Source organism: Corynebacterium antarcticum, assembly GCF_016595285.2.
GTDB classification, from domain to species: Bacteria; Actinomycetota; Actinomycetes; order Mycobacteriales; family Mycobacteriaceae; genus Corynebacterium; species Corynebacterium antarcticum.
In genome coordinates, this window is record NZ_JAENIP020000003.1 from 1 (window position 1) to 25,882 (window position 25,882).

23 protein-coding genes are annotated in these 25,882 nt (G+C 67.9%); 7 read left to right on the plus strand and 16 right to left on the minus strand.

Annotated elements, in window-relative coordinates:
- Nucleotides 1–142: 142 nt before the first annotated feature.
- From JIM95_RS07395 to JIM95_RS07425, 7 genes are all read right to left on the minus strand, one after another.
- Complete coding sequence (locus tag JIM95_RS07395; RefSeq protein WP_200259463.1) at nt 143–415, minus strand: hypothetical protein; 273 nt, start codon at nt 413–415, stop codon at nt 143–145.
- An 899-nt stretch (nt 416–1,314) separates the two neighbouring features.
- Nucleotides 1,315–2,070: a hypothetical protein gene (locus JIM95_RS07400; RefSeq protein ID WP_200259466.1), complete on the minus strand. Its 756-nt coding sequence runs from the start codon at nt 2,068–2,070 to the stop codon at nt 1,315–1,317.
- Between the two features lie 212 nt (nt 2,071–2,282).
- Nucleotides 2,283–2,552, minus strand: coding sequence for a hypothetical protein (locus JIM95_RS07405; protein WP_200259469.1), 270 nt, complete (start codon nt 2,550–2,552; stop codon nt 2,283–2,285).
- Nucleotides 2,552–3,490: a hypothetical protein gene (locus JIM95_RS07410; protein ID WP_200259471.1), complete on the minus strand. Its 939-nt coding sequence runs from the start codon at nt 3,488–3,490 to the stop codon at nt 2,552–2,554. Before JIM95_RS07410 ends, JIM95_RS07405 begins: the two co-directional genes overlap by 1 nt.
- A 364-nt stretch (nt 3,491–3,854) precedes the next feature.
- Nucleotides 3,855–4,505, minus strand: coding sequence for a DUF3239 domain-containing protein (locus JIM95_RS07415; RefSeq protein ID WP_200259474.1), 651 nt, complete (start codon nt 4,503–4,505; stop codon nt 3,855–3,857).
- A 54-nt stretch (nt 4,506–4,559) separates the two neighbouring features.
- Nucleotides 4,560–6,221, minus strand: coding sequence for a DNA repair helicase XPB (locus JIM95_RS07420; protein WP_200259477.1), 1,662 nt, complete (start codon nt 6,219–6,221; stop codon nt 4,560–4,562).
- 91 nt (nt 6,222–6,312) lie between these two features.
- Entirely contained in the window at nt 6,313–8,694 is a 2,382-nt protein-coding gene (locus tag JIM95_RS07425; protein ID WP_200259480.1) for a helicase-associated domain-containing protein, read from the minus strand.
- A gap of 64 nt (nt 8,695–8,758) precedes the next feature.
- Here JIM95_RS07425 and JIM95_RS07430 point away from each other — a divergent pair, with 64 nt between their 5' ends.
- On the plus strand, nt 8,759–8,950 hold the full coding sequence (locus JIM95_RS07430; RefSeq protein WP_200259483.1) for a hypothetical protein: 192 nt from the start codon (nt 8,759–8,761) through the stop codon (nt 8,948–8,950).
- A 207-nt stretch (nt 8,951–9,157) separates the two neighbouring features.
- Here the strand turns inward: JIM95_RS07430 and JIM95_RS07435 are convergent, their stop codons facing one another.
- Nucleotides 9,158–9,805 carry a resuscitation-promoting factor Rpf1 domain-containing protein gene (locus JIM95_RS07435; protein WP_200259486.1) on the minus strand — a complete coding sequence of 216 codons (648 nt, stop codon included), beginning with the start codon at nt 9,803–9,805 and terminating at the stop codon, nt 9,158–9,160.
- 656 nt (nt 9,806–10,461) lie between these two features.
- Here JIM95_RS07435 and JIM95_RS07440 point away from each other — a divergent pair.
- Nucleotides 10,462–10,851 (plus strand): cold-shock protein, encoded by a 390-nt coding sequence (locus JIM95_RS07440; protein ID WP_200259489.1) that lies wholly within the window; start codon nt 10,462–10,464, stop codon nt 10,849–10,851.
- A gap of 30 nt (nt 10,852–10,881) precedes the next feature.
- Here the strand turns inward: JIM95_RS07440 and JIM95_RS07445 are convergent, their stop codons facing one another.
- Together JIM95_RS07445 and JIM95_RS07450 are read right to left on the minus strand one after the other, a co-directional pair.
- Nucleotides 10,882–11,415 carry a DUF2771 domain-containing protein gene (locus tag JIM95_RS07445; RefSeq protein ID WP_200259492.1) on the minus strand — a complete coding sequence of 178 codons (534 nt, stop codon included), beginning with the start codon at nt 11,413–11,415 and terminating at the stop codon, nt 10,882–10,884.
- Nucleotides 11,416–11,424: 9 nt separating this feature from the next.
- Complete coding sequence (locus tag JIM95_RS07450; protein WP_200259495.1) at nt 11,425–12,255, minus strand: glutaminyl-peptide cyclotransferase; 831 nt, start codon at nt 12,253–12,255, stop codon at nt 11,425–11,427.
- A 36-nt stretch (nt 12,256–12,291) separates the two neighbouring features.
- Between JIM95_RS07450 and JIM95_RS07455 the strand changes: the two genes are divergently transcribed.
- Nucleotides 12,292–13,059 carry a DUF3027 domain-containing protein gene (locus JIM95_RS07455; RefSeq protein ID WP_248113383.1) on the plus strand — a complete coding sequence of 256 codons (768 nt, stop codon included), beginning with the start codon at nt 12,292–12,294 and terminating at the stop codon, nt 13,057–13,059.
- On the opposite strand, the gene JIM95_RS07460 is transcribed toward JIM95_RS07455, so the two are convergent.
- A complete protein-coding gene (locus JIM95_RS07460) occupies nt 13,056–13,760 on the minus strand; it encodes an aminotransferase class IV (protein ID WP_200259501.1) in 705 nt (234 codons plus the stop codon). The two genes, JIM95_RS07455 and JIM95_RS07460, sit on opposite strands and share 4 nt — an antisense overlap.
- Nucleotides 13,757–15,700, minus strand: a complete 1,944-nt coding sequence (locus tag JIM95_RS07465) for a chorismate-binding protein (RefSeq protein WP_200259504.1) — start codon at nt 15,698–15,700, stop codon at nt 13,757–13,759. Before JIM95_RS07465 ends, JIM95_RS07460 begins: the two co-directional genes overlap by 4 nt.
- Before the next feature lie 223 nt (nt 15,701–15,923).
- On the opposite strand from JIM95_RS07465, the gene JIM95_RS07470 reads away from it, so the two are divergent.
- Together JIM95_RS07470 and JIM95_RS07475 are read left to right on the plus strand one after the other, a co-directional pair.
- Nucleotides 15,924–17,411, plus strand: coding sequence for an NCS2 family permease (locus JIM95_RS07470; protein WP_200259507.1), 1,488 nt, complete (start codon nt 15,924–15,926; stop codon nt 17,409–17,411).
- Nucleotides 17,412–17,515: 104 nt separating this feature from the next.
- Entirely contained in the window at nt 17,516–18,367 is an 852-nt protein-coding gene (locus JIM95_RS07475) for a TrmH family RNA methyltransferase (protein ID WP_248702950.1), read from the plus strand.
- Nucleotides 18,368–18,426: 59 nt separating this feature from the next.
- Here JIM95_RS07475 and JIM95_RS07480 read toward each other — a convergent pair whose 3' ends face one another.
- The 3 genes from JIM95_RS07480 to serC all read right to left on the minus strand — a co-directional run bounded on the left by JIM95_RS07480 (nt 18,427) and on the right by serC (nt 21,585).
- Nucleotides 18,427–19,317: a DUF6928 family protein gene (locus tag JIM95_RS07480; protein ID WP_200259510.1), complete on the minus strand. Its 891-nt coding sequence runs from the start codon at nt 19,315–19,317 to the stop codon at nt 18,427–18,429.
- Between the two features lie 7 nt (nt 19,318–19,324).
- Nucleotides 19,325–20,296 carry a septation protein SepH gene (gene sepH, locus JIM95_RS07485; protein ID WP_200259515.1) on the minus strand — a complete coding sequence of 324 codons (972 nt, stop codon included), beginning with the start codon at nt 20,294–20,296 and terminating at the stop codon, nt 19,325–19,327.
- 155 nt (nt 20,297–20,451) lie between these two features.
- A complete protein-coding gene (serC, locus tag JIM95_RS07490) occupies nt 20,452–21,585 on the minus strand; it encodes a phosphoserine transaminase (RefSeq protein ID WP_200259519.1) in 1,134 nt (377 codons plus the stop codon).
- Between the two features lie 763 nt (nt 21,586–22,348).
- On the opposite strand from serC, the gene JIM95_RS07495 reads away from it, so the two are divergent.
- The gene (locus JIM95_RS07495) at nt 22,349–23,698 is read left to right on the plus strand and encodes a citrate synthase (protein WP_200259522.1); all 1,350 of its coding nucleotides are present in this window, start codon (nt 22,349–22,351) and stop codon (nt 23,696–23,698) included.
- A 188-nt stretch (nt 23,699–23,886) separates the two neighbouring features.
- Nucleotides 23,887–24,246: an FKBP-type peptidyl-prolyl cis-trans isomerase FkpA gene (fkpA, locus tag JIM95_RS07500; RefSeq protein WP_198737617.1), complete on the plus strand. Its 360-nt coding sequence runs from the start codon at nt 23,887–23,889 to the stop codon at nt 24,244–24,246.
- 86 nt (nt 24,247–24,332) lie between these two features.
- Here fkpA and JIM95_RS07505 read toward each other — a convergent pair whose 3' ends face one another.
- Entirely contained in the window at nt 24,333–25,841 is a 1,509-nt protein-coding gene (locus JIM95_RS07505; protein ID WP_200259525.1) for a carboxyl transferase domain-containing protein, read from the minus strand.
- Nucleotides 25,842–25,882 lie beyond the last annotated feature (41 nt).

Here is a 25,882-nt window from a genome sequence, read left to right on the forward strand (position 1 = left end):
TGTGCGTGCGGACTCCGAGGCGCCGGTTTTCACGGCAATGACGGCGATGTGTGGACATGATGAAGCCCACGCGTCGGAATACCTGGCGTGGGCAGTTAGGGCGGCAGCCGTGGGGGCGGGTGTACGCCGCAGACGCCCATGTCTACGGGACGAGACCGAAGTACAGGAACGCCAGGTATCCGTAGAAGGTCGCCGTGAAGATCCCCTGGAGGATGAGCAGCCAGCTGCGGAGTCTCACTGCGGCGGCTAGTGCGACAAGGCCGGCAACGGGTGAGTACATGAAGATCAACTGATAGCCGTTGTCGATGCGCAACGCGAAGAACGTGACCACGGGGAGCGCGAGGATGAGCAGCCACGCGATGGCCAGCAACCACCTCGGTTCGGTTTCTCCGTAGAAGGCCCATTTGTTTCTCATCTGTTTCTCCTTCCATCAGATTGTCCACGTGCACCAGACAGTGACCGGTCGGCAGGCACATTGGTGGGTTCCCGAATGCCCGGTACCGCCGTGCAACGGTCCGGGCATCTGTCGTTCGGGGCGCCTACCGCATAAAAATGTACAGCGTGCATATTTTCTCGCCGGGGTCGGGTGACGGTGCCGGTCGACCCTGTGCTGTTTCTCTCCGGGACGTACCTGCGCGGGCAGTTGATCTGCTTCATCCGATAATCCGCCCCGACACTCTCGACGGCGCTATACCACCGGCGTGTACCCCTCGGTACCGACAGGGAAAGTGGAAGAAGTCCGGGCAGCAGCGGGCTCCGCGTGCGGTTCTCTCCCGTCGGACCGCTCTTGTACCGGTTTCGGGCGGTGATGTGTCGGGCTTTGCCGCTCTTGTAGCTGTCCTTCTGTATCGCGCATGCGGTCGCGGAGTTCCGGCGATCGCCGAGACTGGTGCTTCATCCCGGACACAGATTCCGCCGCTGTCATCGGGGTGGAAGCAGCGACCACGGCTCGTCGGCACCCGGTACCGGGGAGGACGGGCTCGGGTTTCCCCGGATTCGGAGACGACCTCGCCGCACGGGTTGACGGGGGGATGGGCAGGAAGAAGGCGCGCCGTTCCGGGAGGGGACATGCGGCCACGGCGCCTCCCCACCGGTGTCGCGGCTACGTCGATTGTTCCGGCTCCGACTCTCCGTGATTCCTGATCGAGTGACAGGTCGTTCCGGACGGTGTCTCCGTCAGGATGGTCGCCGCCAGTTCCCGGCCTTCCGGTATGAGCCGTACGGTCACCCGTCCTCCGTCCGTGACTTCAGGATTTTCGCTGCCAACGAGCAGGCTTCATCGACCTCGGGTGGGCGCTGCGGGTGATCGGCGGTTCACCGGTGGAAGGCCCTCGCCGGGGTGAGATCATCGAGCAAGGTGACCTTGACGCCCCGTTTCCTCGCATTCCACACCTCCCGGGTGAGATCGGGGACGTCGAGGAACGGAGATCTGATTGAATCACGGAGCCGCATCTCGAGGAGGCGCGCGTTGCGTGTCCTTTCCGGCATCGGCAGATCATCCGGCAACGCGAATTCGATCATCGCTTTCACCCATTCGCAGTTTCGCCTGAGATATCCGGTGTGGGTACCTTCGCGGAGCTCGGCTTCGTCGTGCTTCAGCGCATCTTCCGTCGCGATGGGGAACTGGCTCGTCGCTCTCCTGATCAGGAGCGGAACCAGTGCCCCGGCGAAGATCGTCGGGAATACGTTGAGGATGTTCAACAGAGTCGGTGCGTCCACCGTCGCTCCCGCCGCACGTGCCGCCGCGACAACTACCACGACGCATCCGAACGTTGCCGTGGCTGTTCCCCCGCGCCGTCGGATGGCGAGGAGAGGGAGAATCGAATGGAGGGCGTAGAACCACCAGTGGGCGGGCCAAGGCATGTTGTGCCCGGCTCCCATCATCAGTCCACTGACGCTCATGATCAGGACGCCCGTCGCCGTTGCACACGTCGCCGGTAACGATAGCCTGAACTCCCTCCCGGTCATGATCGCCGCCACCGCGACCCCGAAACCGATCGTCGCGACAATCTGCGCCGGGTGGTTGGTGTACTGGTGCCGCTCGACCCACTGCATTCCCATGAACGTCATCGTGATGCACCCCGCGAACCACGGACTGTATGTGACATGTCGGCCGGTCAGTCGCTCGAGTGGTGGGAACCTGAACGGGTCGCGGGGTTGTGCCGCCGGCATCCGGGTGTAGTTGTCGGCGCTCCATCCGATCGTGACGGCCACCCCTTTCCCCGGTGCCGATTCGATGTCGACGACTCCGCCCTTCGTGGTCTGCAGGCGGCCGAAGACCGTCAGTCGGAGCCCCGCCCTGTCGTCCGGAATCCGTCTGATGTCGAAACCGGGACCGTCACGCTGTAGCGGACGGTCAAACCACGCAGACGCTTGTCGCTGTGGGCGACGATGATCGCGCACCGGCGTTGGGCGTCCGGAGCGTGTTTCACGGAATTGAGCGCAGTCTCGCGGAGAGCGTCACAGATCGCCGCCCCGGCCGAAGCCGGAAGGGTCACCGCGGTGGAGGGCACGGGTGTCGATGTGACAACGGTGGACGGATCGAACGTCATCACGATCTGCAGCACCTCATCCATGAGGTCACGGACCGCGACCGGGGCACCGCCCGTGCACGGAACCCCGTCGGGTGACAATCTTCCGACGATCTGTTCGGTATCAATCCCGGGATTGCCCCCGGGGCGACGGAGCCGAGGAGGGTGAGGACGTTGTCATGCACGTGGGCCAGAAACTGGGTCTCCGTCTCCCGCAGCGTCCGGGACCCGGCGTTCACCAGTGCGGCGCGGCGCAGTGACGCAACGCGAGCATCGAGTCGCCGGGCGGTGCTGGTCGCGTAGGCGAGGAACACGAGGAAGGGGAAGACGATGATCTCACCGTGGGCGATCGCGAGAAAGAAGTGGCTACGACGGAGAATCGTATTGTTCAGGAGTGTGGAGGCGGCGATGATGATCGCGCCGAGAGCGTATCCGAGCGGCGGTCGGAGTGAGGCGGTGAAGAACATGGCGGGAAACCCGGCGTAGTCCTCCATGTGGAGGTCGCCGAGAGGAGAACTGCCGTACACCGCCTTCAACACGATGTGGGTGCTGATGATGACGGTGTATCCCGTGGCGGAGAGAACCATCAGCCGCCGGTAGCGTCTCGGATCCGGGCTGAAAAACACCAGAAGCGGAAGTGCGGCACAGATCAGGAGGATGGCTGCCGCTGCGAGCGGTCCGCTGAAGCTCCCCGCGGTGAGTTGTCCCGCGACATGGTTCCCGGTCCGGCTGAATACCAGAGCCAGGATCCAGGCGACGCTCGTAGCGGAGGCGGTGACCCGCAACACCGCAGCTTCCGCCCGGTGTCGGCTGGTCGTGGGCTCGGAGGGGCTCTGCTCGAGGTTCCCGACGGACGGCGCGGGTGCGGGGATGAACGGAGGATCGACATCCGATTCATGGATGCGACGCCCACGGTCGTCGGAGACACCGGTTCCGGGGCTGTCCGCTGATCCACTCATGCCGTGGCACCGCGCCAGTCGAGGTCCATGTGGTCGCTCCGTTCACGGTGGGGATCCCGGGTCGACGGAACCCGGGGAAAAGAACCGTCCACCGTCAGTTCTAGCGTCCGATGGACCCCATGGGTACCCCATAGTTCCGAGGGCTGTGGCCGACGCCGGTCCGGGTGATACCCGGGCCGACCGTCCGTGTGGATCGGCGATTTCGACGGGAGAACCCGGAGCGGTCGATGATCCCGTGCACGGGGAACCCTGACCGGTGGCGGCGACTCCGTGTCTGAGCCGACGCCGCTGGAGCCGTCGCGGCCGACCCCGGCGCCGCCGACGCGCGACCGTCCGGCGGGTGCAAACTCCGGGCCGCGACCCGTCAGTCGAGAACGAGCAGGTCTGCGGGGGTCTCCCGGACCTCGGCGAGGCGGCCGAAGGACTTCTCCAGGCGTTTCCACCGGGCCGCCGGGATGGCGTCGGCGGCGCGGTCGATCACGCTTGTGTCCGGTGTCGCCCAGGAGATCGGCATCGGGGTGACCTCGCTCCAGTGTTCCCTGTCCGAGAGGTTCCTCTGCCCCGACACCGCGACCGACGGGACCCTTTCACCGACCCTCCGCGGATGGCCCGTGAGTCTGGTGACCGTCCGTGCGGCGAGCGCCCAGCGGGGCTCCCCGGCCTCGTCGACGGTCGTGTCGACCAGTGCCAGGAGCACGAGATCCCGTTCGTTGACCTCCGCGACGACCGCGGGTACCAGGGGGTAGCGGTCGTAGAGTTCCTGCGCCGTTCCGACCTTCCTGGGCAGGACCACCATCATGCCGAAACTCACCAGAGCCATCACGGCCAGTGCGATCGCCATCATCCAGACCCACGGCTGTCCACCGAAGTACAGGAGGACCCCGGCCGCGACGGCGAGCTGGATCAGACCGAACACCCCCGCGGAGACCACGAGGCGACGGGAATCCCGGAACAGTTCGTTGTTCGCCTTGTTGTGGGCCTCGTCGACGGTGAAGGGGAAGTCGGTTGCGCTCATCGCGTGGGAGTTACCTTCCGTGGTTGGAGTCTGTGGCCGGTGCCATCTGTCAGTCTAGACGCCGGGGGAGGGAAGATCGGCCGCGTCCATGATGCGGTACGCGTAGCCCTGCTCAGCGAGGAAGCGCTGCCGGTGCGCCGCGTAGTCGGTGTCCAGGCTGTCGCGGGAGACGACCGAGTAGAAGTGGGCCTCACCTCCGTCGGCCTTGGGGCGCAGCAGCCTGCCGAGGCGCTGCGCCTCCTCCTGCCTGGAACCGAAGGTGCCCGACACCTGGATGGCGACCGCGGCCTCCGGAAGATCGATGGAGAAGTTCGCGACCTTGCTGACGACGAGGACCTTGATCTCACCGGCACGGAACGCGGCGAACAGTTTCTCCCGCCGCCTGTTCGAGGTGCTGCCCTCGATGACGGGGGCGTCGATCGTCTGCCCGATCTCCTGCAGCTGGTCCAGGTAGGCGCCGATAACCAGGGTCGGTTGGCCCGCGTGCCTGGCCAGTAGTTTGCGGACGACCCGCATCTTGGATCCGGCGCACGCCGCCAGCCGGTACCGGTCGGCGGCCTCCGCTGTGGCGTAGGCCATGCGTTCGGCATCGGTCATGGTGACCCGGACCTCGACGCAGTCGGCGGTGGCGATGTAGCCGCGGGCCTCGATGTCCCTCCACGGGGCGTCGAAGCGTTTCGGGCCGATGAGGGAGAACACGTCGCCCTCACGACCGTCCTCGCGCACGAGGGTGGCGGTGAGTCCGAGGCGTCGCCGCGACTGGAGGTCCGAGGTCATCCGGAAGACCGGCGCGGGCAGCAGATGGACCTCGTCGTAGATGATCAGCCCCCAGTCGTGGGAGTCGAACAGCTCGAGTGCCCGGAACTCGCCCCTGGTGCGGCGGGTGACCACCTGATAGGTCGCGATGGTGACCGGGCGGATCTCCTTGACCTCGCCGGAGTATTCGCCGATCTCGTCGGCGGTGAGGGAGGTCCTGCGGATCAGTTCGTCGCGCCACTGGCGCCCGGCCACGGTGTTGGTCACGAGGATGAGCGTCGTGGCCTTGGCCTTCGCCATCGCGGCGGCACCGACCATCGTCTTACCTGCACCGCATGGGAGCACGATCACTCCGCTGCCGCCCGCCCAGAAGGCCTCGGCGGCCTGGGACTGGTAGTCCCGCAGCTCCCACTGCTCGTTCTCGGTGGACAGTTCGATCGGGTGCGCCTCCCCGTCGACGTAGCCGGCGAGGTCCTCGGCGGGCCAGCCCACCTTGAGCAGTTCCTGTTTGAGTCGGCCCCGTTCACTCGGGTGCACGGCGAACGTGGTGTCGTCGATCCGTTGTCCGAGCATCGGGGCGATCTTCCGGTGCCGGATGAGCTCGGCGAGAATCGCCGCCTCGTCCGATTCGAGGGTGAGACCGTGCGCCGGGTCCTTGTGCAGCCGGACCCGGCCGTAGCGGCTCATGGTCTCCGCGACATCGATGAGCAGCGCCTGTGGCACGGGGAAGCGCGAGTAGGTCTCGAGCATGTCGACGACCTGTTCCGCATCGTGTCCCGCGGCGCGTGCGTTCCACAGTGCCAGCGGCGTGATCCGGTAGGTGTGCACGTGTTCCGGGGCGCGCTCGAGTTCGGCGAACGGCGCCAGCGCCGATCTGGCGGCGGCGGCCTTCTCGTGCCCCGTCTCCAGCAGCACGGTCTTGTCGGACTGCACGATCAGCGGTCCATCGCCGATGGGCACAGGCGATCACGTCCTCTCCAGCTTCGCGGATGATCCCCGGGCAGGGGACAAACCACCATTATTGCACCGTCTGCCGGGGGATGTCCGCGCGTCAGTCGTCGCCGAGAATGACCTCGGTGATCCGGTGGAGCAGGAAGCGACGGGTTTCCCCGGTTGCCTCGTCGACGGCGTCGACCTGCCCGCCCGACACCATCACCGGGGTGATGCGCCGGTACCCGGCCTGGCCGTGATTGTCGACGAATCCGAGTGTCACCGTCCGGTTCGATCTCGCGGCGGCCTGCAGGATGCCGAGGGTGCGCGCCCCCTGAACGACCCGTCCGGTGTCGTCGGTGGCGGTGCGGCCCTTCCTCGCCGCATCCTGTGCGGCTTCACCCCGACGCACGGCGGCGACGACGTCGCGGGTGCGTGTGGGGTCGGTGCCGGGGGACACGGTGTGCGCGGGGCGTGGTTCCGCCCGCAGCCGTGAGGGACGTTCCCGGAGATCGAGGCTGGCCCCGGTGGCGGACTCCGCGACCGGTTGGAATCCGTCGGCCCGGAGGGCGTCGAGCACCTGTATCAGCGGGGCCTGGGCGACGGCGACGGTGGGGGCGATGACACGGAGCGCGACCTTCCGTGCGCCGGGGGTCTGGGCGACCTGCAGGAGGAGTGCGGCGTCGTCGCACCGCAGGTAGCAGAGGGCCGGGCCGCCGCGCAGGGCGCCGTGGCGCCGGGAGACGTCGGTGATGAGGTAGTCGATGTTCTGCGGAAGCTCGCCCAGGGTGTGCCGCTCCAGGAGCGAGCGGATGTCGGTGCCGCTGCGTCCGGCGTCCAGTGCCCGCCGGATCGAGCTTTCGGTGATGCGGAACACGCTGGCCACTCCAGCTGATTCGATGTCCGCGGTCAGGGTCAGCTCCGATTCGAGTTCGGGTTCGAGTGGTCCCGGGGCGAGAACGGTCATGTCGCCCTGGGCGATGAGGGTGTCCACGGAGGCCGGGATCACGGAGCCGGTGGCGGCGAGAACCGCCGGGCCCGGGGTCTCCGGGGTGGCGGAGGATTCGCGCGACAGGACGCGGAGCGGCGTGGTCGCGGTGTCGTGGGCCAGCGCCCCGATCCAGGATGCCTCGGCGAGGATCTCGTCGACGGTGCCCGGACGGATGCGGCTGGCGGGGACCGGTGCGGTGAACCGGAGATCCTCGTCGAGTTCGCCGCGGCTGAGCCGGATGCCTTCCGGAGGGCGGATGAACTGGGCCATGACCAGGGCACGGACGTCGGGGAGTCCCTGGTGCTCGGTCGCGGAGGACAGAAGGTGGATGGAGCGACCACGCGCATCGGTCCGCCCGTTCCGCCAGTACGCCCAGATGGACCGGGACCAGCCGACGAGGAGCGTCGCCCAACGGGCGGCTAACCCGGTGGCGAGCCAGGCGTCCGACTCGACTGTCGGGGCAAGCAGGTCACCTCCCGGATCATCCGCCGGGGGCGGATCCGGTTCACCTCTGCCGAGCAGCCCGGACGAGACACCGAGACAGATCAACCGGTCGACGGTGATCTCGTCGCAGTCCAGTTCCCTCGCCAACCTGCCCATTGCCCGGACACCGATTCCGCCCTCCTTCAGACACGGGACGGGGTGTTCGCCGAGTATGGTGATCAGGCGTCGCATGAGGCGGGTGACCTCGAGTCCGGCGGCCGCGCCCTCATCATCGGTGCGGCGCTGCGCCGCCGCATCGGCGACGAGACCGTCCGCGCCTTCGCCACCGCACCGCGGGGACGGGAGCAGAGGCTGGTGGGCCACTCCGGTCCCGTCCAGGATCCCCCGTACCAACGCGGGCATCTTGACCGTACGGTTGTCCACCCGCAGCAGCAGTCCCGCATCGATGAGCCGGGGGACGGGACGTTCGGGATCGGCGTCGGGGGCGGCGTCCTTCGACAGTCCGAATCCTCCGGAGGACACGAGGGCGTCGAGGATGCGGCGTTCCCGGGGGGAGAGATCATCGATGCGGGCCCGTGCCGCGTCCTCGTCGAGCAGTTCCGCGCGGCCGCCGGGGTCCGGAAGGAGCTGCCAGTTCGCGGGGAGGGAGGACATCGCCTCAGCGGTCACCCGGAGCTGTTCGTCGTCCCCGTAGACCAGGGCGCGGTCCATGAGTTCCCCCAGGGTACGGATCACCGTTCCCGGGGCGATGCGCACGGAGCCACCACCGGCCCCCAGTCGGTCGATGACCAGTTCCACCACTTCGGGGGAACCGACCGGGTGGAGCTCACCACCGAGAGTGGCCGCGGCCTCGAGGACGACGAGTTGGAGGGCCGTGAGGCCCGCGGTGGCGCGGGCGACGGAGGCCCGCAGCTGCAGTCGGGCCGCGAGTGCACCGATTCCGGGAGATAGCGGCCACGCGGTGTCGGGTCGGTTGTCGATGATCCGGGAGAGTCGGTCATCATCGACCCCTGACAACCACTGACGGAACGTGGGGCCGGAATCGGAGGCGGTGTCGGGTTTTTTCATGGTGCCGACAAGTTTAGAGGGTCATAAGGTGACTTTTCTCCGTCGCGTTTGAGACAATGGTGGCATGTCGAAAATCGAGAAGAAATCCTACGTTGATCCCGGTTGGCCGGACCATGTTCCCGGTGGCGGACATCCGGTGACTGAGCTGGTCTCCAAGGTCGACGGTGCGTCGAGCCCGTTCGGTGACGACACGGTGTTCCCGCGTCCCGTGGAGGAACTCGGTTACGTCCACCCCTACACCCGGGTGAACCGCTAGAACCGAAGATCTCCCGGCCTCCGCCGGTGGCTGTCGCAGGGGTGCGACGACCACCGGCTTTTCGTACTGCCGGAGGGGTGCTGCGGATCAGCCGCAGCACGGCCGGCCGGAGAAACACGAGAGCCCGGTGCACGCATACGCGATGTGTGCACCGGGCTCGGTGGGCTGTCACCCGGGATCCCCGTGAGGGGGGAGTGGTCCGGAAGATCAGCGGCCCAGGAGGAATCCGATGGTGTCCCGGTTGGCGTTGTAGAACGCCTCGAAGTTGTTGCGGTTCGCCTGGTAGAAGGCGGTGAGCTCACGGGGAACCGGGATGCCGTGGTTCCGCATGGCGGCCACCAGAGCGTTGTAGAGCGAGTCGACCGGGGTGAGGTAGCTGGAGCCGACGGCGGCATCCTCGGCCTCGGTCACCTCGGCGTTGAACTGGGCCGGGGCGGGAACGTTCTCGACCTCCGGTGCGGCAGCCGGTGCGGGGACTCCGCGGTTCGTGTTCGGCGCGGAGTTCAGGCCGAGTCGGGCGGAGCAGGCGGGCCATGCTCCCCAACCCTGGCCGGCGAGGGTCTTTTCGGCGATCGCGATCTGCTGTTCGCGGGTGGCCTGGTGCGGCAGCGGCGCGTACTCGGTACCGCCGTAGGCACGCCAGGTGCCCGGGGTGAACTGCAACCCACCGTAGAAGCCGTTTCCGGTGTTGATGGCCCAGTTTCCGCCGGCCTCGCACTGCGCGAGCCGGTCCCAGTCGGAGTAGGGGGCGGCACCGGCGGTGGGCGCCATGATGGACACCGCGGCACCGACGGTCACGGCGGAGGCCGCGAGACGGGTCATACGGGAGTGGGTTTTCTTTGCGTGGCGGGCCATGAAGTGTTCTGTTTCCTCTCGGTCATCGCTCGGCGGGGCCACCCCGGCATCCGGTTCCCCGGTTGCCGGCACCGGAGTTCTGGGCTCCGGCGCGGTGGTGCTCCGTCCCTGTCCTGGCTGTCTGTGTCGGGTGCTCCACGTACCGTCCCGGATGGGATGGGCCGTGTCATGAAGATGGTCTGCGTTGTGGTCGTCTGGAGATCCACGGGCCCCGGTGGTGGCTGCCGCGTCGCCGGGTGTCCCGGACAGGGGTGCGATGGGTCCGGCGGCGCGGTGGTGGGGCCTACGACTGGCTACGGTACTGGTTTATAACGAAACTGTCACGTTCTTTGCTGATATTTGACGAATCTGATCGTCCGGAAAACAGGGAAACAGCAGGTGAAGGTCGGTGATGTGGATATGTCACAATTTTTTCGTCCCCGACCGTCGAGGGGAGAATACGGTGCATCCGGTCGATTCCCGCGGGCGGCGACGCTTCCGTGCCCTCCGGAGCACTCCGGGGCGTCCCCGGAACGGCGTGTGTGCGGGACAGTGGGTTCGCCGGGGTATATTGGATGTTTTACGCGATCTGCGGGTGTCGGCGGGGAAGGTCTTCACGGGCCCGATCCCTGGATGTCAGCGGACCCGCACAGTGCTCAATGAAAGGGTGACTCCCAATGCCCATAGGCAAGGTCAAATGGTACGACTCCGAGCGGGGCTTCGGCTTCGTCTCCAACCCCGGCGACGAGGACTGCTTCGTGGGAAAGCAGGTGCTCCCGGAGGGGGTCGAGGAACTCCACCCGGGGCAGCGGATCGAGTTCGACTTCGCGGCCGGCCGCCGCGGGCCGCAGGCACTTCGGGTCAAGCTCCTGGACAGTCCCCGGGTGTCCCGGCGGGCGCAGCACAAGTATCAGCCCGAGGAGCTCCACGGGATGATCTCCGATCTGGTGACGCTGATGGAGTCGAAGGTTCAGCCGGATCTGCGTTCGGGGCGCAGGCCGGACCGGAAGACCGGGCGCCAGGTGGCCGAGATTCTCCGCGCGGTGGCGCGGGAACTCGACTCCTGACCCGGTCGCCGGAGCAGGGCCAGGACGGGACTAGGGCTGGGCGTTGATCGACCAGACGACACGGACGGGGCTCTCCGTCCCGTCCTCGCCCACACCGATCTGAGGTGATCTCACCTCGACGACGAGCAGCCTGGCGTCGGTCGATTCCTCCCCGTCGTCGGCCTTGAGCGCCACGGATCCCGGAACCTCGACCTCCCTGGTGCTGTTGCCGGGGTAGAGGCGCTGGTCGTTCGCGGCCGGGTTGTCGTAGATCATCAACAGGGAGAAATCATGGTCGTAGACCTCAGGCGGAAGCGTCACAGTGAGGGTCTCGTCCGCTCCGACCGCCAGATCCGTCACCTCGCCCTCGGGGCACTCGACATCGATCTCGCAGGCGCTGTACGGAGGCACGGTCACGGTCCGGTCCCCGGCTGAGGCCTCGATCGTGATGTCCCGGGGCGGCGGCCCGGGTCGGTTGTTCCACCAGTGCTGGAACAGCACCGACACCACGACGACGATGACCACCGCGACGATGAGCGTGACGAACTGCCGGAGATTCCTGCCCTTGTTCTTTCGATCAGCCATGCCCGAAGTCTAACCGTCGGTCGGCGGGCTTTCGGTCAGACGCACCTCGTAGAGGGTGCCCCAGCGTTTGCCGGTGAGCAGCAGCCTGTCCGTACCCGGTATCCGGGCGATACCGTTCAGGACGTCGTCCGGATCGCGGGGCGCCGGAGCGCCTAGGTCCGAGGTGTCGATCACCGCGTCGACGGCGCCGGTCGCCGGATCGATGCGCACGATGTCGGTGCTCTTCCAGACGTTCGCCAGAACGGACCTGCGGCCCTCCATCTCGATGCACTCCAGTTCGTTGAGCTGGTCCAGCGGTTCGCCCCCGATCGTGACCGGTACCCGTGACCGTTCCCGGAGATCGTCGGGGTCGAGCAGCCGCAGGTGATCGGTGCCGTCCGACATCACCACGGTGTCGCTGAAGGAACACAGCCCCCACCCCTCTCCCCGGTAGGACGCCCGTCCGATCTCTCGCAGGGTCTCCCGGTCCCGCCTGATGGCGGTTCGCCCCTTCCACGTCAGCTGCCAGATGACGGTTCCGGTGTCGGTGACCCCCTCGCCGAAGAACTCCCCGGGCAGGGCCGCGGAGCGGATCTCCGTGCCGTCCAGCCCGGAGGTGTAGATCCGGGAGGCGCCGGTGAGCCCGGTCCCGACGAGGAGCCGTTCGCCGTCGTACTCCAGACCCTGGGTGAAACTGCTCGGATCCATCGGATGCCGCCCGACGACCTCCACCCCGAACCGCGCCACCCCCCGGTCGTCACGGTCCACGCGTTCGGGTCCGGCACCGCAACCGGTGAGCAGCAGGGCGATCAGGGCGGTGGTGAGTGCGCGACGATTTCTCCGGGGCGTGACAGGGGGCATTCGTTCATCATGCACCAGATACGGGATAATGAACGCGTGCCGAAGAGAAACCGCAGACGAAACCGGACCGCTGACCCGCAGCATAGGCCGACGGGGGACCCCCTGCTCGGAGCCGGGGCGATCGCCGTCGCGCGGGATGCCGTCCTCGAGCTCGGTGAGGGCGGGGTCGGCGTTCATCTCGGGGTGTCGCGGACCGGGGAGCACGCCGCGATCCACCGGTTCGCGGCCGACGTCCCCGGGTACGGGGGATGGGAATGGGTCGCCGTCGTGGCCTGCGCCCCCGACTCCGAGCGGATCACCGTCAACGAGGTGGCCCTCCAGCCGGGCACGGACGCGCTCCGGGCTCCGGACTGGGTGCCCTACGTGGACAGGGTCCGACCCGGTGACCTGGGGCCCGGAGACGTCATGCCGCCGCGGCCCGACGACGGGCGCCTCGTCGACGCCACCGAGCTCGACGACACCACGGGCCCGGACCGTCCCGCGATTCCGTGTCAGCACACCGGCAAGCGACTCACCCGGCGCGGCCTCGACGAGACCCTGCACAGGTGGCGGGGGAGTGACTTCGGGCCGACCAGTGAGTTCGCGCGGCACGCGGCACTGCACTGCGGCAGCTGCGCCTTCTGGGTGCCCCTGCCGGAGAAGATCATGGGGAGCTTCGGGGTCTGCACCAACGAGTACGCCGCCGACGGACGTGTCGCGCACAGCGGGTACGGGTGCGGCGCGCATTCGGACACCCCGCCCGCGGACGTTCTCGGTCGGCCGGAGGGAACCGCGTTCGACGACGAGTCCACCGTCGAGTTCTAGAGTTCCGTCGCGTTTCCCCAGAGCCACGCGCCGACCCCGGCGATGCCCTCCGGGCCGGCGGTGGTCGCGTCCGGTGCGGTGGTGACCCCCGCCGCCGTGACCCATCCACTGACGGCCCGGACCCCGGAGAACGCGTTGAGCAACCAGACGGGAGAGTCCATGAGTTCCCCCGGTGTGATCTCCTCCCGGTCGGTCACCGTCCATCCCGCGCGGCGGAGGTAGCCGGATACCCCGGTGGCCGTCGTGGACTCCAGGGACCTGGGATGCCGGACGAGCGTCGCTCGACTCCGTCCCAGCACCAGGATCGCGGAGTAGACGGCCTCCACGACATGACCGGAGTCGTCGAGGAGCAGTCCCTCCCCGGCGCCCCGTCCCCGGGATGCCGCCAGCCGGCCCGCCAGCCATCCGAGGTCGGGGCCCTTCACCGTGGGGTACCGGCGCAGGTCCCGGTGTCCCACCGCGTCGACGGTCACCCGGTCGGAGAACCCACGGTCCGGACGGATCAGCACCTCCACCCCATCCGGTCCCACCGACACCATCGGGTTGAAGGCACCCGGTCCCGCGGTCCGCAGCTCCGACCGGATGCGTGACTCGACCCCGTCCGACAGGAACGGACCGAGGCGATCCATGTGCGCCCCCCAGCACCGGACCCTGCCGTCGACCATCCGGAACGATGTGGCGACTCGGGCACCGCCGGTCATCGGTCCTCCCCCGGAAGATCCGTTCCCAGGAGCAGCCGGAACGGGAGCATCTTCACCATGACCTCGGCCCATTCCTCCGCGGGATCCGACAACCGGGTCACCGCACCCCCGGCGCCGTAGGTCAGCGTCCTGCCGGTGACCACCACGGTGCGGATCAGCACCGACAGGTCCACGTCACCGGTGGCGGAGAACCAGCCCATGCATCCCGAGTAGACACCACGGGGAGCCTTCTCGAGCTCCGCGAGGATGTCCATGCTGCGTTGTTTCGGGGCTCCGGTCATCGACCCCGGGGGAAACGCCGCGAGCGCCGCATCGATTCCTGTCGAGGTCACCGGGAGCCGACCCGTCACGGTGGAGATCAACTGGTGCACCCGGTCGAAGGTGTGGACGGCGCACAGCTCCGGGACGGTCACGGAGCCGGGAATGCAGCTGCGTGCCAGATCGTTGCGCAGCAGATCGACGATCATCATGTTCTCCGCACGGTCCTTCACACTCGAGGCGAGTTCCTCGATCAGTGCGGCGTCGCGCCCGGGGGTCGTGCCCCTCGGACGGGTCCCCTTGATCGGGGACGTCCCGACCGAGCCTGCGGTCACCGTCACGAACCGCTCCGGGGAGACCGACAGCACGGACCGGTGCGGGGTGATGAACAACCCCGCACGGGGTGCCGTGGCGAGATGCCGGAGACGGAGGAACAGGGCGAACGGATCCGGATCCTCCGCCAGCTCCGCGGTGGCCCGTGTCGTCAGACAGAGCTCATAGGATTCGCCGAACTCTATGTAGCGTCTGCACCGCTCGACCAGCTCCCGGTAAGTTGTGGCGTCGTGCCGCAGCTGGACCTCGCCGGTGAGGGCCGGTGCGGTCGGAACCTCCGCGGGGTGTCCCGGCCCCGAATCAGGCAGGAGCGCCAGGGCCTCCCCGTCCGACAGCTCGGCGGGGAAGGTGAGATACCCTCCGGCGGGTCCGCACTGGTAGACGATGTCCGGGACGAGCAGCCGTTCGCCAGAGTCGACCTGCGCCGGGGTCGCGCCGTCCCACCCACCCGACGCCTCGTAGGTCAGTACCCCGAACGCGCCGGGCACGACGTCGGGCCGGGCCGGTGCACTGTCCGGGGTGAGCCGGCCCGCGGGGATGTCCGCCGGATGGACCATGCGATGCCCGGCCGCGACGATTCCGGTGGCTCCGGGGAGATCCGAGGGTGACTGTGCCTCCCCGGCACCGGTCGTCGCTCCGGCGGAGCCGTCGAGCCAGATCAGCGCCGGGTACCTGCTGCGCCAGACGTCGGCGACCCCGAGCGCCCCGGGTGGGGCGGTGACGGGGATCCGCCGCCACTGGCGCACACCGTCGGTCCCGCGCGATCCGGTGTGCCGGAGCGCCTCCTCGACCATGTTCCGCATGAGCCTCTCGCCGTGGTGCGTTCCGATGGACTCGGGATGGAACTGGACGCCCCACTGCGGGGCGTCCGTGCGCCGCAGTGCCATGATCGTGCCGTCGTCCGCCCGCGCGAGAACATCGATGTTCGGCGGAGGGTCGGTGACGTCGAGCGAGTGGTACCGCACGACCTCCATGGGGGAGGGGACACCGCTGAAGATACCGATGCCGTCATGGGTGACCCTGCTCGCCAGGCCGTGGCGGGGATGGCGGGCGCGGTTGACGGTCGCGCCGGCCGCCAGGGCGATGGCCTGATGTCCGAGGCAGATGCCGATCACCGGTACCCGGTCCTGTGCGATCGCGGCGGCGGAGACGCCGAGATCCTCGCGGCAGTGTGGCGAACCGGGGCCGGGGGAGATGACGACCACATCCGCGGAGCTCATGAGTCCGGGGGTGACCCGGGGGGAATTGTTCGGGAGGATGCGGGGGGCTAACCCGGTCGCGCGGTGAATCAGGTCGCCGAGCAGATGGGTGAAGGAATCGTGGTTGTCTATCAGCAGAATTGTTGTCACAGTCAGGTCCGGGAGGTCGGGGTGCGTCCGCGGGGTGTGTCCGGCGGGCGGTCCATCGGGCGCGGGGAAGACACCGAATCACGTCCGGTCCTGCAGGAAGTCCGGTTGCCCACGGGTGCGTGCCGGTGCCATTGTATCCGTGGCACAGTATTCCTCTTGCCCGGTTGGACGGGAGGGCGTGTGACATTCCCTGACCGTACGTACGGAAAGACACCCCACACTCATGACCGAGAGCAACGGCAGCGCTCCCGCTGCCGCGCCGACGACACACCAGTCCGACGGCGCACTCGACCGTTTCTTCCACATCAGCGCCCGCGGTTCCTCCGTGGGCACCGAGATCCGGGCCGGCGTGGTCACCTTCTTCGCCATGGCCTACATCATCATCCTCAACCCGCTGATCATCGGTACCACCGCCGACATCAACGGTGACACCCTGGGTATCCCGCAGGTCGCGGCCGTCACGGCGCTCGCCGCGGGTGTGATGACCATCGCCTTCGGTGTGATCGCCCGGTACCCCTTCGGTATCGCCACGGGACTCGGGATCAACACACTCGTCGCGGTGACCCTGGTGGCCACCGAGGGGCTGACCTGGCCCGAGGCCATGGGACTCGTGGTCATCGACGGCATCATCATCGTGATCCTCGCGGTATCCGGATTCCGGGTCGCCGTGTTCGAGGCGATCCCCCACTCCCTGAAGGCCGCGATGGGCGTCGGCATCGGCCTGTTCATCGCCCTCATCGGACTCGTCGACGCCGGTTTCGTGCGTCGTATCCCCGACGCCGCGGGCACCACGGTCCCGGTCGGCCTCGGCATCAACGGCTCGATCGGCTCCTGGCCGACGTTCGTGTTCTGCGCCGGACTCATCATCTGCGGAATCCTCGTCACCCGCAGGGTCCGCGGCGGACTGTTCATCGGTATCGTCGCGACCACGGTCATCGCCATGATCGTCGAGGCACTCACCGACTCCGGCCCCTCCTTCGTCGACGGAAAGCCGGTTCCCACCGGCTGGTCACTGGCCGTGCCCCAGCTCCCCGACACCGTCGGCGGCGCGCCGGACCTGTCACTCGTCGGTGCGGTCGACCTCATCGGTGCCTTCAGCCGCATCGGCGTCCTCGCGGCGTCGCTGCTCGTGTTCACCCTCGTGCTGGCGAACTTCTTCGACGCCATGGGCACCATGACCGCGCTGGGCAAGCAGGGGCGCCTCGTCGATGAGAACGGCAATCTCCCTGACATGAAGCGCGCCCTGATCGTCGAGGGTGCCGGCGCCATCGTCGGTGGTGGCGTCTCCGCGTCGTCGAACACGGTCTACATCGATTCCGCCGCCGGTATCGCGGACGGCGCCCGCACCGGTCTCGCGAACGTCGTCACCGGCATCCTTTTCCTCGCCGCGATGTTCCTCACCCCGCTCTATGAGGTCGTTCCGATCGAGGCCGCGGCGCCCGTGCTCGTCGTCGTCGGTGCGATGATGATGGGACAGGTCGTGGACATCGACTTCACCGAGTTCCACATCGCGCTCCCCGCGTTCCTGACCATCGTGATCATGCCGTTCACCTACTCGATCGCGAACGGCATCGGCGTCGGGTTCATCGCCTACGTCCTGATGGCCCTGGCCGGCGGACAGGCGAAGAAGGTCCACTGGCTGCTGTGGCTGATCTCCGCGCTGTTCATGGTCTACTTCACCATCGACCCGGTGATGCACGCCATCGCGTAGCCCCTCACCCCGAGCCGACGGCGCCGGCCCCGACACCGCTTTCCCCGCGGGCGGGACCGGCGCCTTCCGTGTGTCAGGTCGGGGCCGTGTCCTACGATGGCAACGTGTTGCGCATACCCGTCACCTCATCCGATGATCCCCGTCTCCGCGACTACCGGGATCTCAACCACTCCGACAACCGGCCAGATCTTCCGGGCGGAAAGGGGCTGGTGATCGCCGAAGGACCGCTGGTCGTCGGCCGGCTCCTCGTCTCCCGGTTCCCGGTGCGTTCCATCGTCGGTTTCGGCAACCGGCTCGACGAGTTCCTCGCGGACCCGGAGGTCACCCGGGCGGTCGCGGCAGCAGACATCCCCGTCTACGAGGTGGAGCGACGGACGCTCGCCGAGACCGTGGGATTCGACATGCACCGGGGACTGCTGGCCGCGGCGGACCGGGTACCGGGCATGAGCGTCGGTGCCGCGATCGAGAACGCCCGCACCATCGCGGTGCTCGAGGGCGTCGGCGACCACGAGAACATCGGTTCGCTGTTCCGCAACGCCGCGGGACTGGGCGTGGACGCGGTGCTCTTCGGTGCCGGCTGCGCCGATCCGCTCTACCGCAGGGTCGTCCGGGTCTCCATGGGGCACGTCCTCAGAACACCGTTCGCGCACCTGCCTGGCACGCCTACGACGTGGCAGCGCGGACTGGCGGACCTGCGGGCCGACGGGTTCACCCTGTTGTCCCTGACCCCGGATCCGGCCGCCGAGCACCTCGCCGACGCGGTCACCCGGTCCGACGGCGAACCGGTGGACAGGCTGGCACTTCTCGTCGGCGCGGAAGGACCCGGGCTCTCGGAACACGCGATGCGGGCGACCGATGTCCGGGCGCGCATACCGATGGCCCCCGGCACCGATTCACTCAATCTGGCCACCGCCGCCGCCGTCGCGTTCTACGAGCGGCAGCGCAGCCTGCGCTGAGGTCCACAACCGGCCCGGGCCACTCCGGTGGCGCGGGCCGGTTATGCCGTGCCGGGGCGTCAGGGATGGTCGGTGTGCCGTAGTTTCTGCCCGATGGTCGCACCCAGACGCCGGCCGCGGCGCGCGACGCTCCGTCCGATCCGGCGGGCGGCCGCGGCACCGGCCTCCGCCAGCCGACGGAACTCGTCGCCGTCCCCGTCCCCGCTGTCGTGGGTCTCGTAGTCGTCGTATCCGGGATCACGCACGGAGATGCCGAGCTTCGCTGAGGCACGACCCACGACGCTGTCGAGGTCCGGTTCAATGCGGCGGTCCGGCCCGTCGAGGAAACGGGGCTCCGGGCGACCGTCGACGGCGAAGGCCGTCACGTGGACGTCGGGGCCGTCGGCCGCGAGGTCGAATCCCAGCCACGCCCGCTGGGCGGCGGGGACCAGGTCCACGGGATGGAAGGGCAGATCGATCCCGGAACCGTTGCCGTCATCGTGATCACCCGCCCAGAAGGGCAGTTCGAACGGGTCCGGCAGGCCGATGTCCTCGTACAGCCGGTCCCGCCGGGCGCACAGTGAACGCACGACCTCCCTGTCACGGAAGTGGGCGATGCCGCCGAAACCCGTCGCGGCGTCCGTCGCGAAGACGTAGACGTCGTTCGCGGGCAGCGAGGTGAGCAGACGGGGGTCCAGTCCGGACAATCGGCGGAGGTCCTCGATGACCGTCTGTACCAGGGTGATTCCCGGATACCCGGCGATGTAGTACTCGCCGGTGGAGGCGGGGGCGCTGCGGTTCAACGCGAACTGCCCGATCGGCGTTATCGGCCACGCCGGATTGAGTTGAGCCAGGTACTTCCGGCCGAATCCCCGGTCGGAGCGGGGTTCGCCGGCGATGACGGCCGCCGGGTCCGTCGTGGTGACGAACCAGATCGTGACAACGGTGTAGCTGGGGGAGGAGGTGCTCACCGTGCGTTCAGTTCCTCGGTCGTTTCGTGTTGGTCCGTACACCCAGCAGGACATCCTCCCAGTGCGGGGTAATCGCCCTGCGGCGGGGACGTCGCTGCGGATCCTCGTCCGGATGGCGGAGGAATTCGTCGTTCTCTCCGTCCGGCTGCGGGGTACCGGGGCCGACGGTGCCCCGACCGTCGTCCCTCCGATCGGTGAATCCGGTGGCGGGGGCTCCGGAGGAATGCCCCTGATCACCGCCGTCGTCGGATTCCCGGACCGGGTTCAGTGGGCGCGTGGGCCGTCCGAAGTTCGGGTCGAGAAGGGCTGCGGCGACCGAATTCCGCGCCACCGCCGTCGCGTTGCTGATCCCCTGGCGGTGGTACGACCACTCCGCGGTGGTCCGGGTCTGCCCCTCGAGCCAGGTGACCAGGATGACCCACTGGCCGCCGGCTTCCCGGTAGGCGTCCCATTCGCTGTCGCCCAGGTCGTCGCCCCGGGCCGCGAGGGCGGTGGCCAGGACCTCCCACAGGGTCAGGGGAGCGGGACCGTCGTCGCGGACGGGATGTGCCTGCTTCGCCATGTCGGCGATGCGGCCGCGTTCGAGGAGTACCGGGTGCGCGAACGGCTCGATGCGGCTCTCCGGCACCCCGCACTCGGCCGCCAGCTCGGTGATGTTCGCTCCGCCTCTGATCCGGGCCTGGATGTCCCGGGGACTCATGGTCAGTGGTGCGGACAGCCGGGGATCGGGTTCGCGGGTGGTGCGGGGGGCCTGCGGCGCGTCCCCCGCAGGGGTGGCGGGGGACCCGGTGTCCCGGCTGACACGGCCGTCCCCTTCAGTGGCCGTGTCGTCCCCGGATCCGGTGATCACCGCGCGGAGGGCGTCGTCGACGGCGAGGAAGAACTGCTCACCGTCGCCGGCGTCCGGGTCGTGGTCGACGGGGCGGAGAACCAGCGACCCGGGTGTTGATTCCTCGGGTATGACGTTGAGCTCCCGCATGCGATCTCCCTGTGTGCTCTGGTGGAACCGGACGTGCCGGAAAAACCCCGGCTCTCATCCCACTCTAACGCACACACCACCGCGGAACCGGTCGGAAGAGCCGGTCGCGGTGGTGTGTTGGTGGTGTGCTTCCCCGAGTGAGTGGAGCGGTCCGGCTACGCGCCGGCGAGACCCTCGTCGAGGACGTAATCGATGGCTGCGGTGAGCTTCTCGATGTCCTCCGTGTCGATCGCGGGGAACATGCCGACCCGCAGCTGGTTCCGGCCGAGCTTGCGGTAGGGCTCGACGTCCACGATGCCGTTCGCGCGCAGGATCTTCGCGATGCGCGCAGCGTCAATGGAGTCGTCGAAGTCGATGGTGCCGACGACCAGGGACCGGTTTGCGGGATCGGTGACGAAACACGTGGTCTCGGTCCGGGCGTCGGCCCAGGAATAGAGCGCGCGGGAGTTGGCGGTGGTGCGCCGGACCATGCCCTCGAGGCCGCCGTTGGCGTTCATCCACTGGACCTGGTTGTCCATCATCAGCAGTGTGCCGACGGCCGGGGTGTTGTAGGTCTGGTTCTTCCGGGAGTTGTCCACGGCCGTCTGCAGGTTGAGGAAGGCGGGGATGAACCGGTCGGAGGCGTTGATCTCGGCGATCCGCTCGATCGTGGCGGGACTCATGGCGGCGAACCAGAGTCCACCGTCGGAGGCGAAGCACTTCTGCGGGGAGAAGTAGTAGGCGTCGGCCTGATCCATCGCCACCGGGAGGCCGCCTGCGCCGGAGGTCGCGTCGATGACGACCAGGGAGTCCCCGGATCCCTCGGGGCGGGTGACGGGGACCATGGCGCCGGTCGACGTCTCGTTGTGTGCCCAGGCGATGACATCGCAGCCCTCGAACGCACGCGGGGTGGGGGCGTCGCCGGGCTCAGCCGCGAGGATCTCGGGTTCGGCGAGCCACGGCGCCTTCTTGGCCGCGGTCGCGAACTTCCCCGAGAACTCCCCGAAGGTCAGGTGGCCGGAACGCTCGCGGATCAGGCCGAAGGTGGCCGCATCCCAGAACGCGGTGGCACCACCGAGAGACAGCACGATCTCGTAGCCCTCGGGCAGGCTGAACAGTTCGGTCAGGCCCTCACGGAGGGATCCCACGACATCGCGGACGGCAGCCTGGCGGTGGGAGGTGCCCACAATCCCGGTGGCGCCGTCGACGATGGCCTGGAGCTGCGCGGGTCGGACCTTTGACGGGCCGCAGCCGAAGCGGCCGTCGGAGGGCAACAGATTCGCGGGGAGGGTCGGGAACTGATCGGTCATGGTGGTATGGGGGTTCTTCCTCGTCGGGTACTGGGGCCGTGATCTTCGGTGATCACCTGAGGCTGTCTGTGACTGTTTCAGACACAGCAACCGTACCCGGGTAACTCTAGTCCCCGGACGTGAACCGGGGGCGCGATCCGGGGTAACGGGATGTGCACCGGGAGGTCGGCGAGTACGGGTGCGTGCCGGTCCGTGCGCGCCGTCGTCCGCGCGGTCCGCCGGTCGCCGGGATGCGGCCCGGGGCGCGTGTCGATGACTCGGGGATGGTGCGGTCTGCGGGGGTGATCGGGGGTATCTATCTCCCCCGGAGCGGGTGTAGCGGGGTTGTCTGCGGTGGACTTGGCGTGTCTTTGCGGTCACATCGTTTGATAAACTGTGCCACACCCCACTCCATTGGGTATTCCGTGTGGGACCGTGAAATCATGACCTGCCGGAGCTTTCGGGCCGGCGCCGTACATTCCCTGCTCCGGGGCTCCGAAGATCCCCTGAACTCGGGGAACACAGACAACTTCACAGCGAGTGTCACGTGCTCAGGGCACCCGGTGCTGCCGGGCGGCGAATCGACTGAAGTGGTGGTTGCGGGTGTCCGTGTCCGTGACCGTCGTGGAACGGGCGTGATGCAGCGGGTGCAACCGGAGTTGATGCCTGTGCGTGGCAAACCGTATAGCGTGGAGGTGATTATCCGGACTGTGGTCCGGGCAACACTTTCCGGAGAGCGTGGAAGTCCGACGCGGCGGAACACGCTGCGGTGCACTGCGGTGCAATGGCCGTCCCAGATCCGGGAGGGCGACATTTGACAAAGCTTGAAAGGTACATTGTGGCAACTGACAACAAGGACAAGGCCGTACTTCACTACCCCGGTGGTGAGTTCGAGATGGACATCAAGCGGGCTTCCGAAGGTCAGGACGGCATCGTCCTGGGCAAGATGCTCGCTGAGACCGGACTCGTCACCTACGACCCGGGCTATGTCAGCACCGGCTCCACGGAGTCCGCTATCACCTTCATTGACGGTGACAAGGGCATTCTGCGCTACCGTGGTTACGCCATCGAGGACCTCGCGGAGAAGGCGACCTTCAACGAGGTCTCCTACCTGCTGATCCACGGTGAACTTCCCACGCAGGAGCAGCTCACCAAGTTCAACGACGAGGTTCGTCACCACACCCTCATCGACGAGGATTTCAAGAGCCAGTTCCGGGTGTTCCCCCGCGACGCACATCCGATGTCCGTCCTGGCTTCCTCCCTCAACATTCTCTCGACCTACTACCAGGACTCCCTGGATCCGCTGGACCCGGAGCATCGGGACAAGGCCACGGTCCGTCTGATGGCCAAGGTCCCGATGCTGGCTGCGATGGCGCACCGTGCCCGCCACGGCGAGCCGTGGATGTACCCGGACAACAAGCTCAACACCCGCGAGAACTTCCTGCGGATGATGTTCGGTTTCCCGACCGAGGACTACGAGGTCGACCCGGTCATGTCCAAGGCCCTCGACCAGCTGCTCATCCTGCACGCCGATCACGAGCAGAACTGTTCCACCTCGACGGTGCGTATGGTCGCCTCCGCCCAGGCGAACATGTTCGTGTCCATCGCCGCGGGAATCAACGCACTGTCCGGTCCGCTCCACGGTGGCGCGAACCAGGCTGTGCTCGAGATGCTCGACGAGATCAAGGCCAACGGCGGTGACGCGACCGACTTCATGACCCGCGTCAAGAACAAGGAGGCCGGTGTCCGCCTCATGGGCTTCGGTCACCGTGTCTACAAGAACTACGACCCGCGTGCCGCGATCATCAAGTCCACCGCGCACGAGGTGCTGGAGAAGATGGGCGGCGACGAGCTGCTTGATCTCGCCCTGAACCTGGAGGAGATCGCCCTCGCGGACGACTACTTCATCTCCCGCAAGCTGTACCCGAACGTCGACTTCTACACGGGCCTCATCTACCGTGCGATGGGATTCCCGACGGACTTCTTCACCGTGCTGTTCGCCATGGGCCGCCTGCCGGGCTGGATCGCCCAGTACCGCGAGCTCATCGAGAACCCCGGTTCGAAGATCTACCGCCCGCGCCAGATCTACACCGGCGAGACGCTGCGCGAATTCGTGCCGCGTCCGGAGCGTTAAACACACCACCGGTACCGGTGGAGGAACCCGCGGTTCTCCGCGGGTTCCTCCGTGTCCGGCGGCCCCCGGATTTCTTCAGGGCGAGAAATCCCACGTAAGGTGACTTCCGGCGTCACCGACCCCCGAATTTGATGGTTCGGGTTCCGCCGTGACCCCGCCCATCACGTCTAAAGCCCAAAGGAGCGTTCATGGACAAGCCCACGATCGAAGCACAGACTGGCCCCGCCCCGGAGGACATCGTCATCGTCGACCTCATCGAAGGCGACGGTCCCGAAGCGCAGTCGAACGGACTGGTGGAGGTGCACTACGTCGGCGTCGACTTCGAGACGGGCGAGGAGTTCGACTCCTCGTGGGACCGTGGACAGACCATAGAGTTCCCCCTTCACCGCCTCATCGCCGGATGGCAGGAGGGGATCCCGGGCATGAAGGTCGGTGGTCGTCGCCAGCTGACCATTCCGCCGGAGGCCGCCTACGGTCCCGCCGGCGGTGGGCATCCCCTCTCCGGTCGCACCCTGGTCTTCGTGATCGACCTGATCAGCGTCGGCTGACGGAAGTCACGGCTCTCGCCGTGCACCCTGAGAAAACCGTCTCTCGGACGAACATGCCGGGCGGCGGTTTTTCCGTGTGCTCCGGATCACCCCTGCTCGACGGCCCACCGCTCGTAGTGTCGGAACCTGTGCTCGCGGCCGACCTTCGTCGGATCGGACGCCAGATCCCGGAGGGCGGTGGCGACGGAGCAGAGAACCCGGGTGGTGAACTCGTCCGGTTCGTCCGCCGCGTCGGGGTGCTCCGGGATGAGTGTGTCCACGATGCCCGCCTCCCGCAGCGCGAACGCCGAGACCCGCTGCTCACGCATCATCTCCGGGGCGTGGTCCGTGTCCCGGTGGATGATGGCCGAGGCGCCCTCGGGCGGAAGGGGGGAGAGCCAGGCGTGTTCCGCCGCGAGGACGGTGTCGGCGGGCAGCATCGCCAGCGCCCCGCCGCCGCACCCCTGTCCGAGGATCACGGAGACCGTCGGGACGTCGACGTCGACGAGCTCCCCGAGGGTCCGGGCGATGGATCCCGCCATGCCGGCCTCCTCCGCCGCGGCGGACAACTCCGCTCCCGGTGTGTCGATGACACTGACCAGTGGCAGTCCGAGACCGTGCGCCAGTGCCACACCGCGGCGCGCGAAGCGGAGCGCAGCCGGTCCGAGCTCCGTGTCCGCGTGTGGCGGCTGGGCGTGCCGGTCCTGGCCGATGAGCACGCAGGGCTGTCCCTTGATCCGGGTGAGGGCGACGATGACGGCGGGGGAGACGCGGCCGTCGCCGGTCCCGGACAACTGGATGAGGTGTTCGGAGAGCCGCCCGACGAGATTCCGAAGCCCCGGTCTGTCGGTGCGGCGGGTGGCGGTGATCGCGTCCCACACGTCGATCCGGGGCTCCTCCGGGGAGGTGATCGCCGCGGCGTCGAGCGAGTGCGCGGCCGTGGTCTGGGGGCGCAGGACATCGACGATCTTCACCACGGCCTCCCTCAGCTGGCCCGGTGAGACGACGCCGTCGATGACGCCGCGGGTCGCGAGATTCTCCGCACGTTGCACGCCCTCCGGGATCGGGGTGCCCGTGGTGAGTTCGACGACCCGCGGGCCGAGGAATCCCAGTAGGGCGCCGGGTTCAGCGAAGGTGAAGTGCCCGGCGGAGCCCCAGGACGCCATCACCCCACCGGTCGTCGGGTTCCGGAGGTAGACCAGGAACGGCAGATGGGCGTCCTTGTGCCGGTAGACCGCGGTCGTGATGGAGACCATCAGTGCGAACGCCGGGGTGCCCTCCTGCATCCGTGTTCCGCCGGACGCGGGCGAGATCAGCAGCGGGAGCCCGCCGTCCGTCGCCCGGTGGATTCCGTCGATGATCCGGCGGGCGGTCGCCGCTCCGATGGAACCACCGAGGAACCCGAACTCACTCAGGACGAACGCCACCCGCGCACCGTTGACGGTTCCCTCGCCGGTGATCACCGCCTCGTCCACCCCCGACTTCTCCCGGGCCCGGTCGAGGGTCGCCCGGTAGTCGTCGCTGATATCGCCGTACACGGGTGCGGTGTCCCAGGAGATGAAGGACCCGGGGTCGAGAACCTGATCGATGAGGTCGTGGGAGGTGGTGTTCGTCATGGCTGACACTGTAGCCGCCGGAGCGGCCGCCCGGGGCTGGT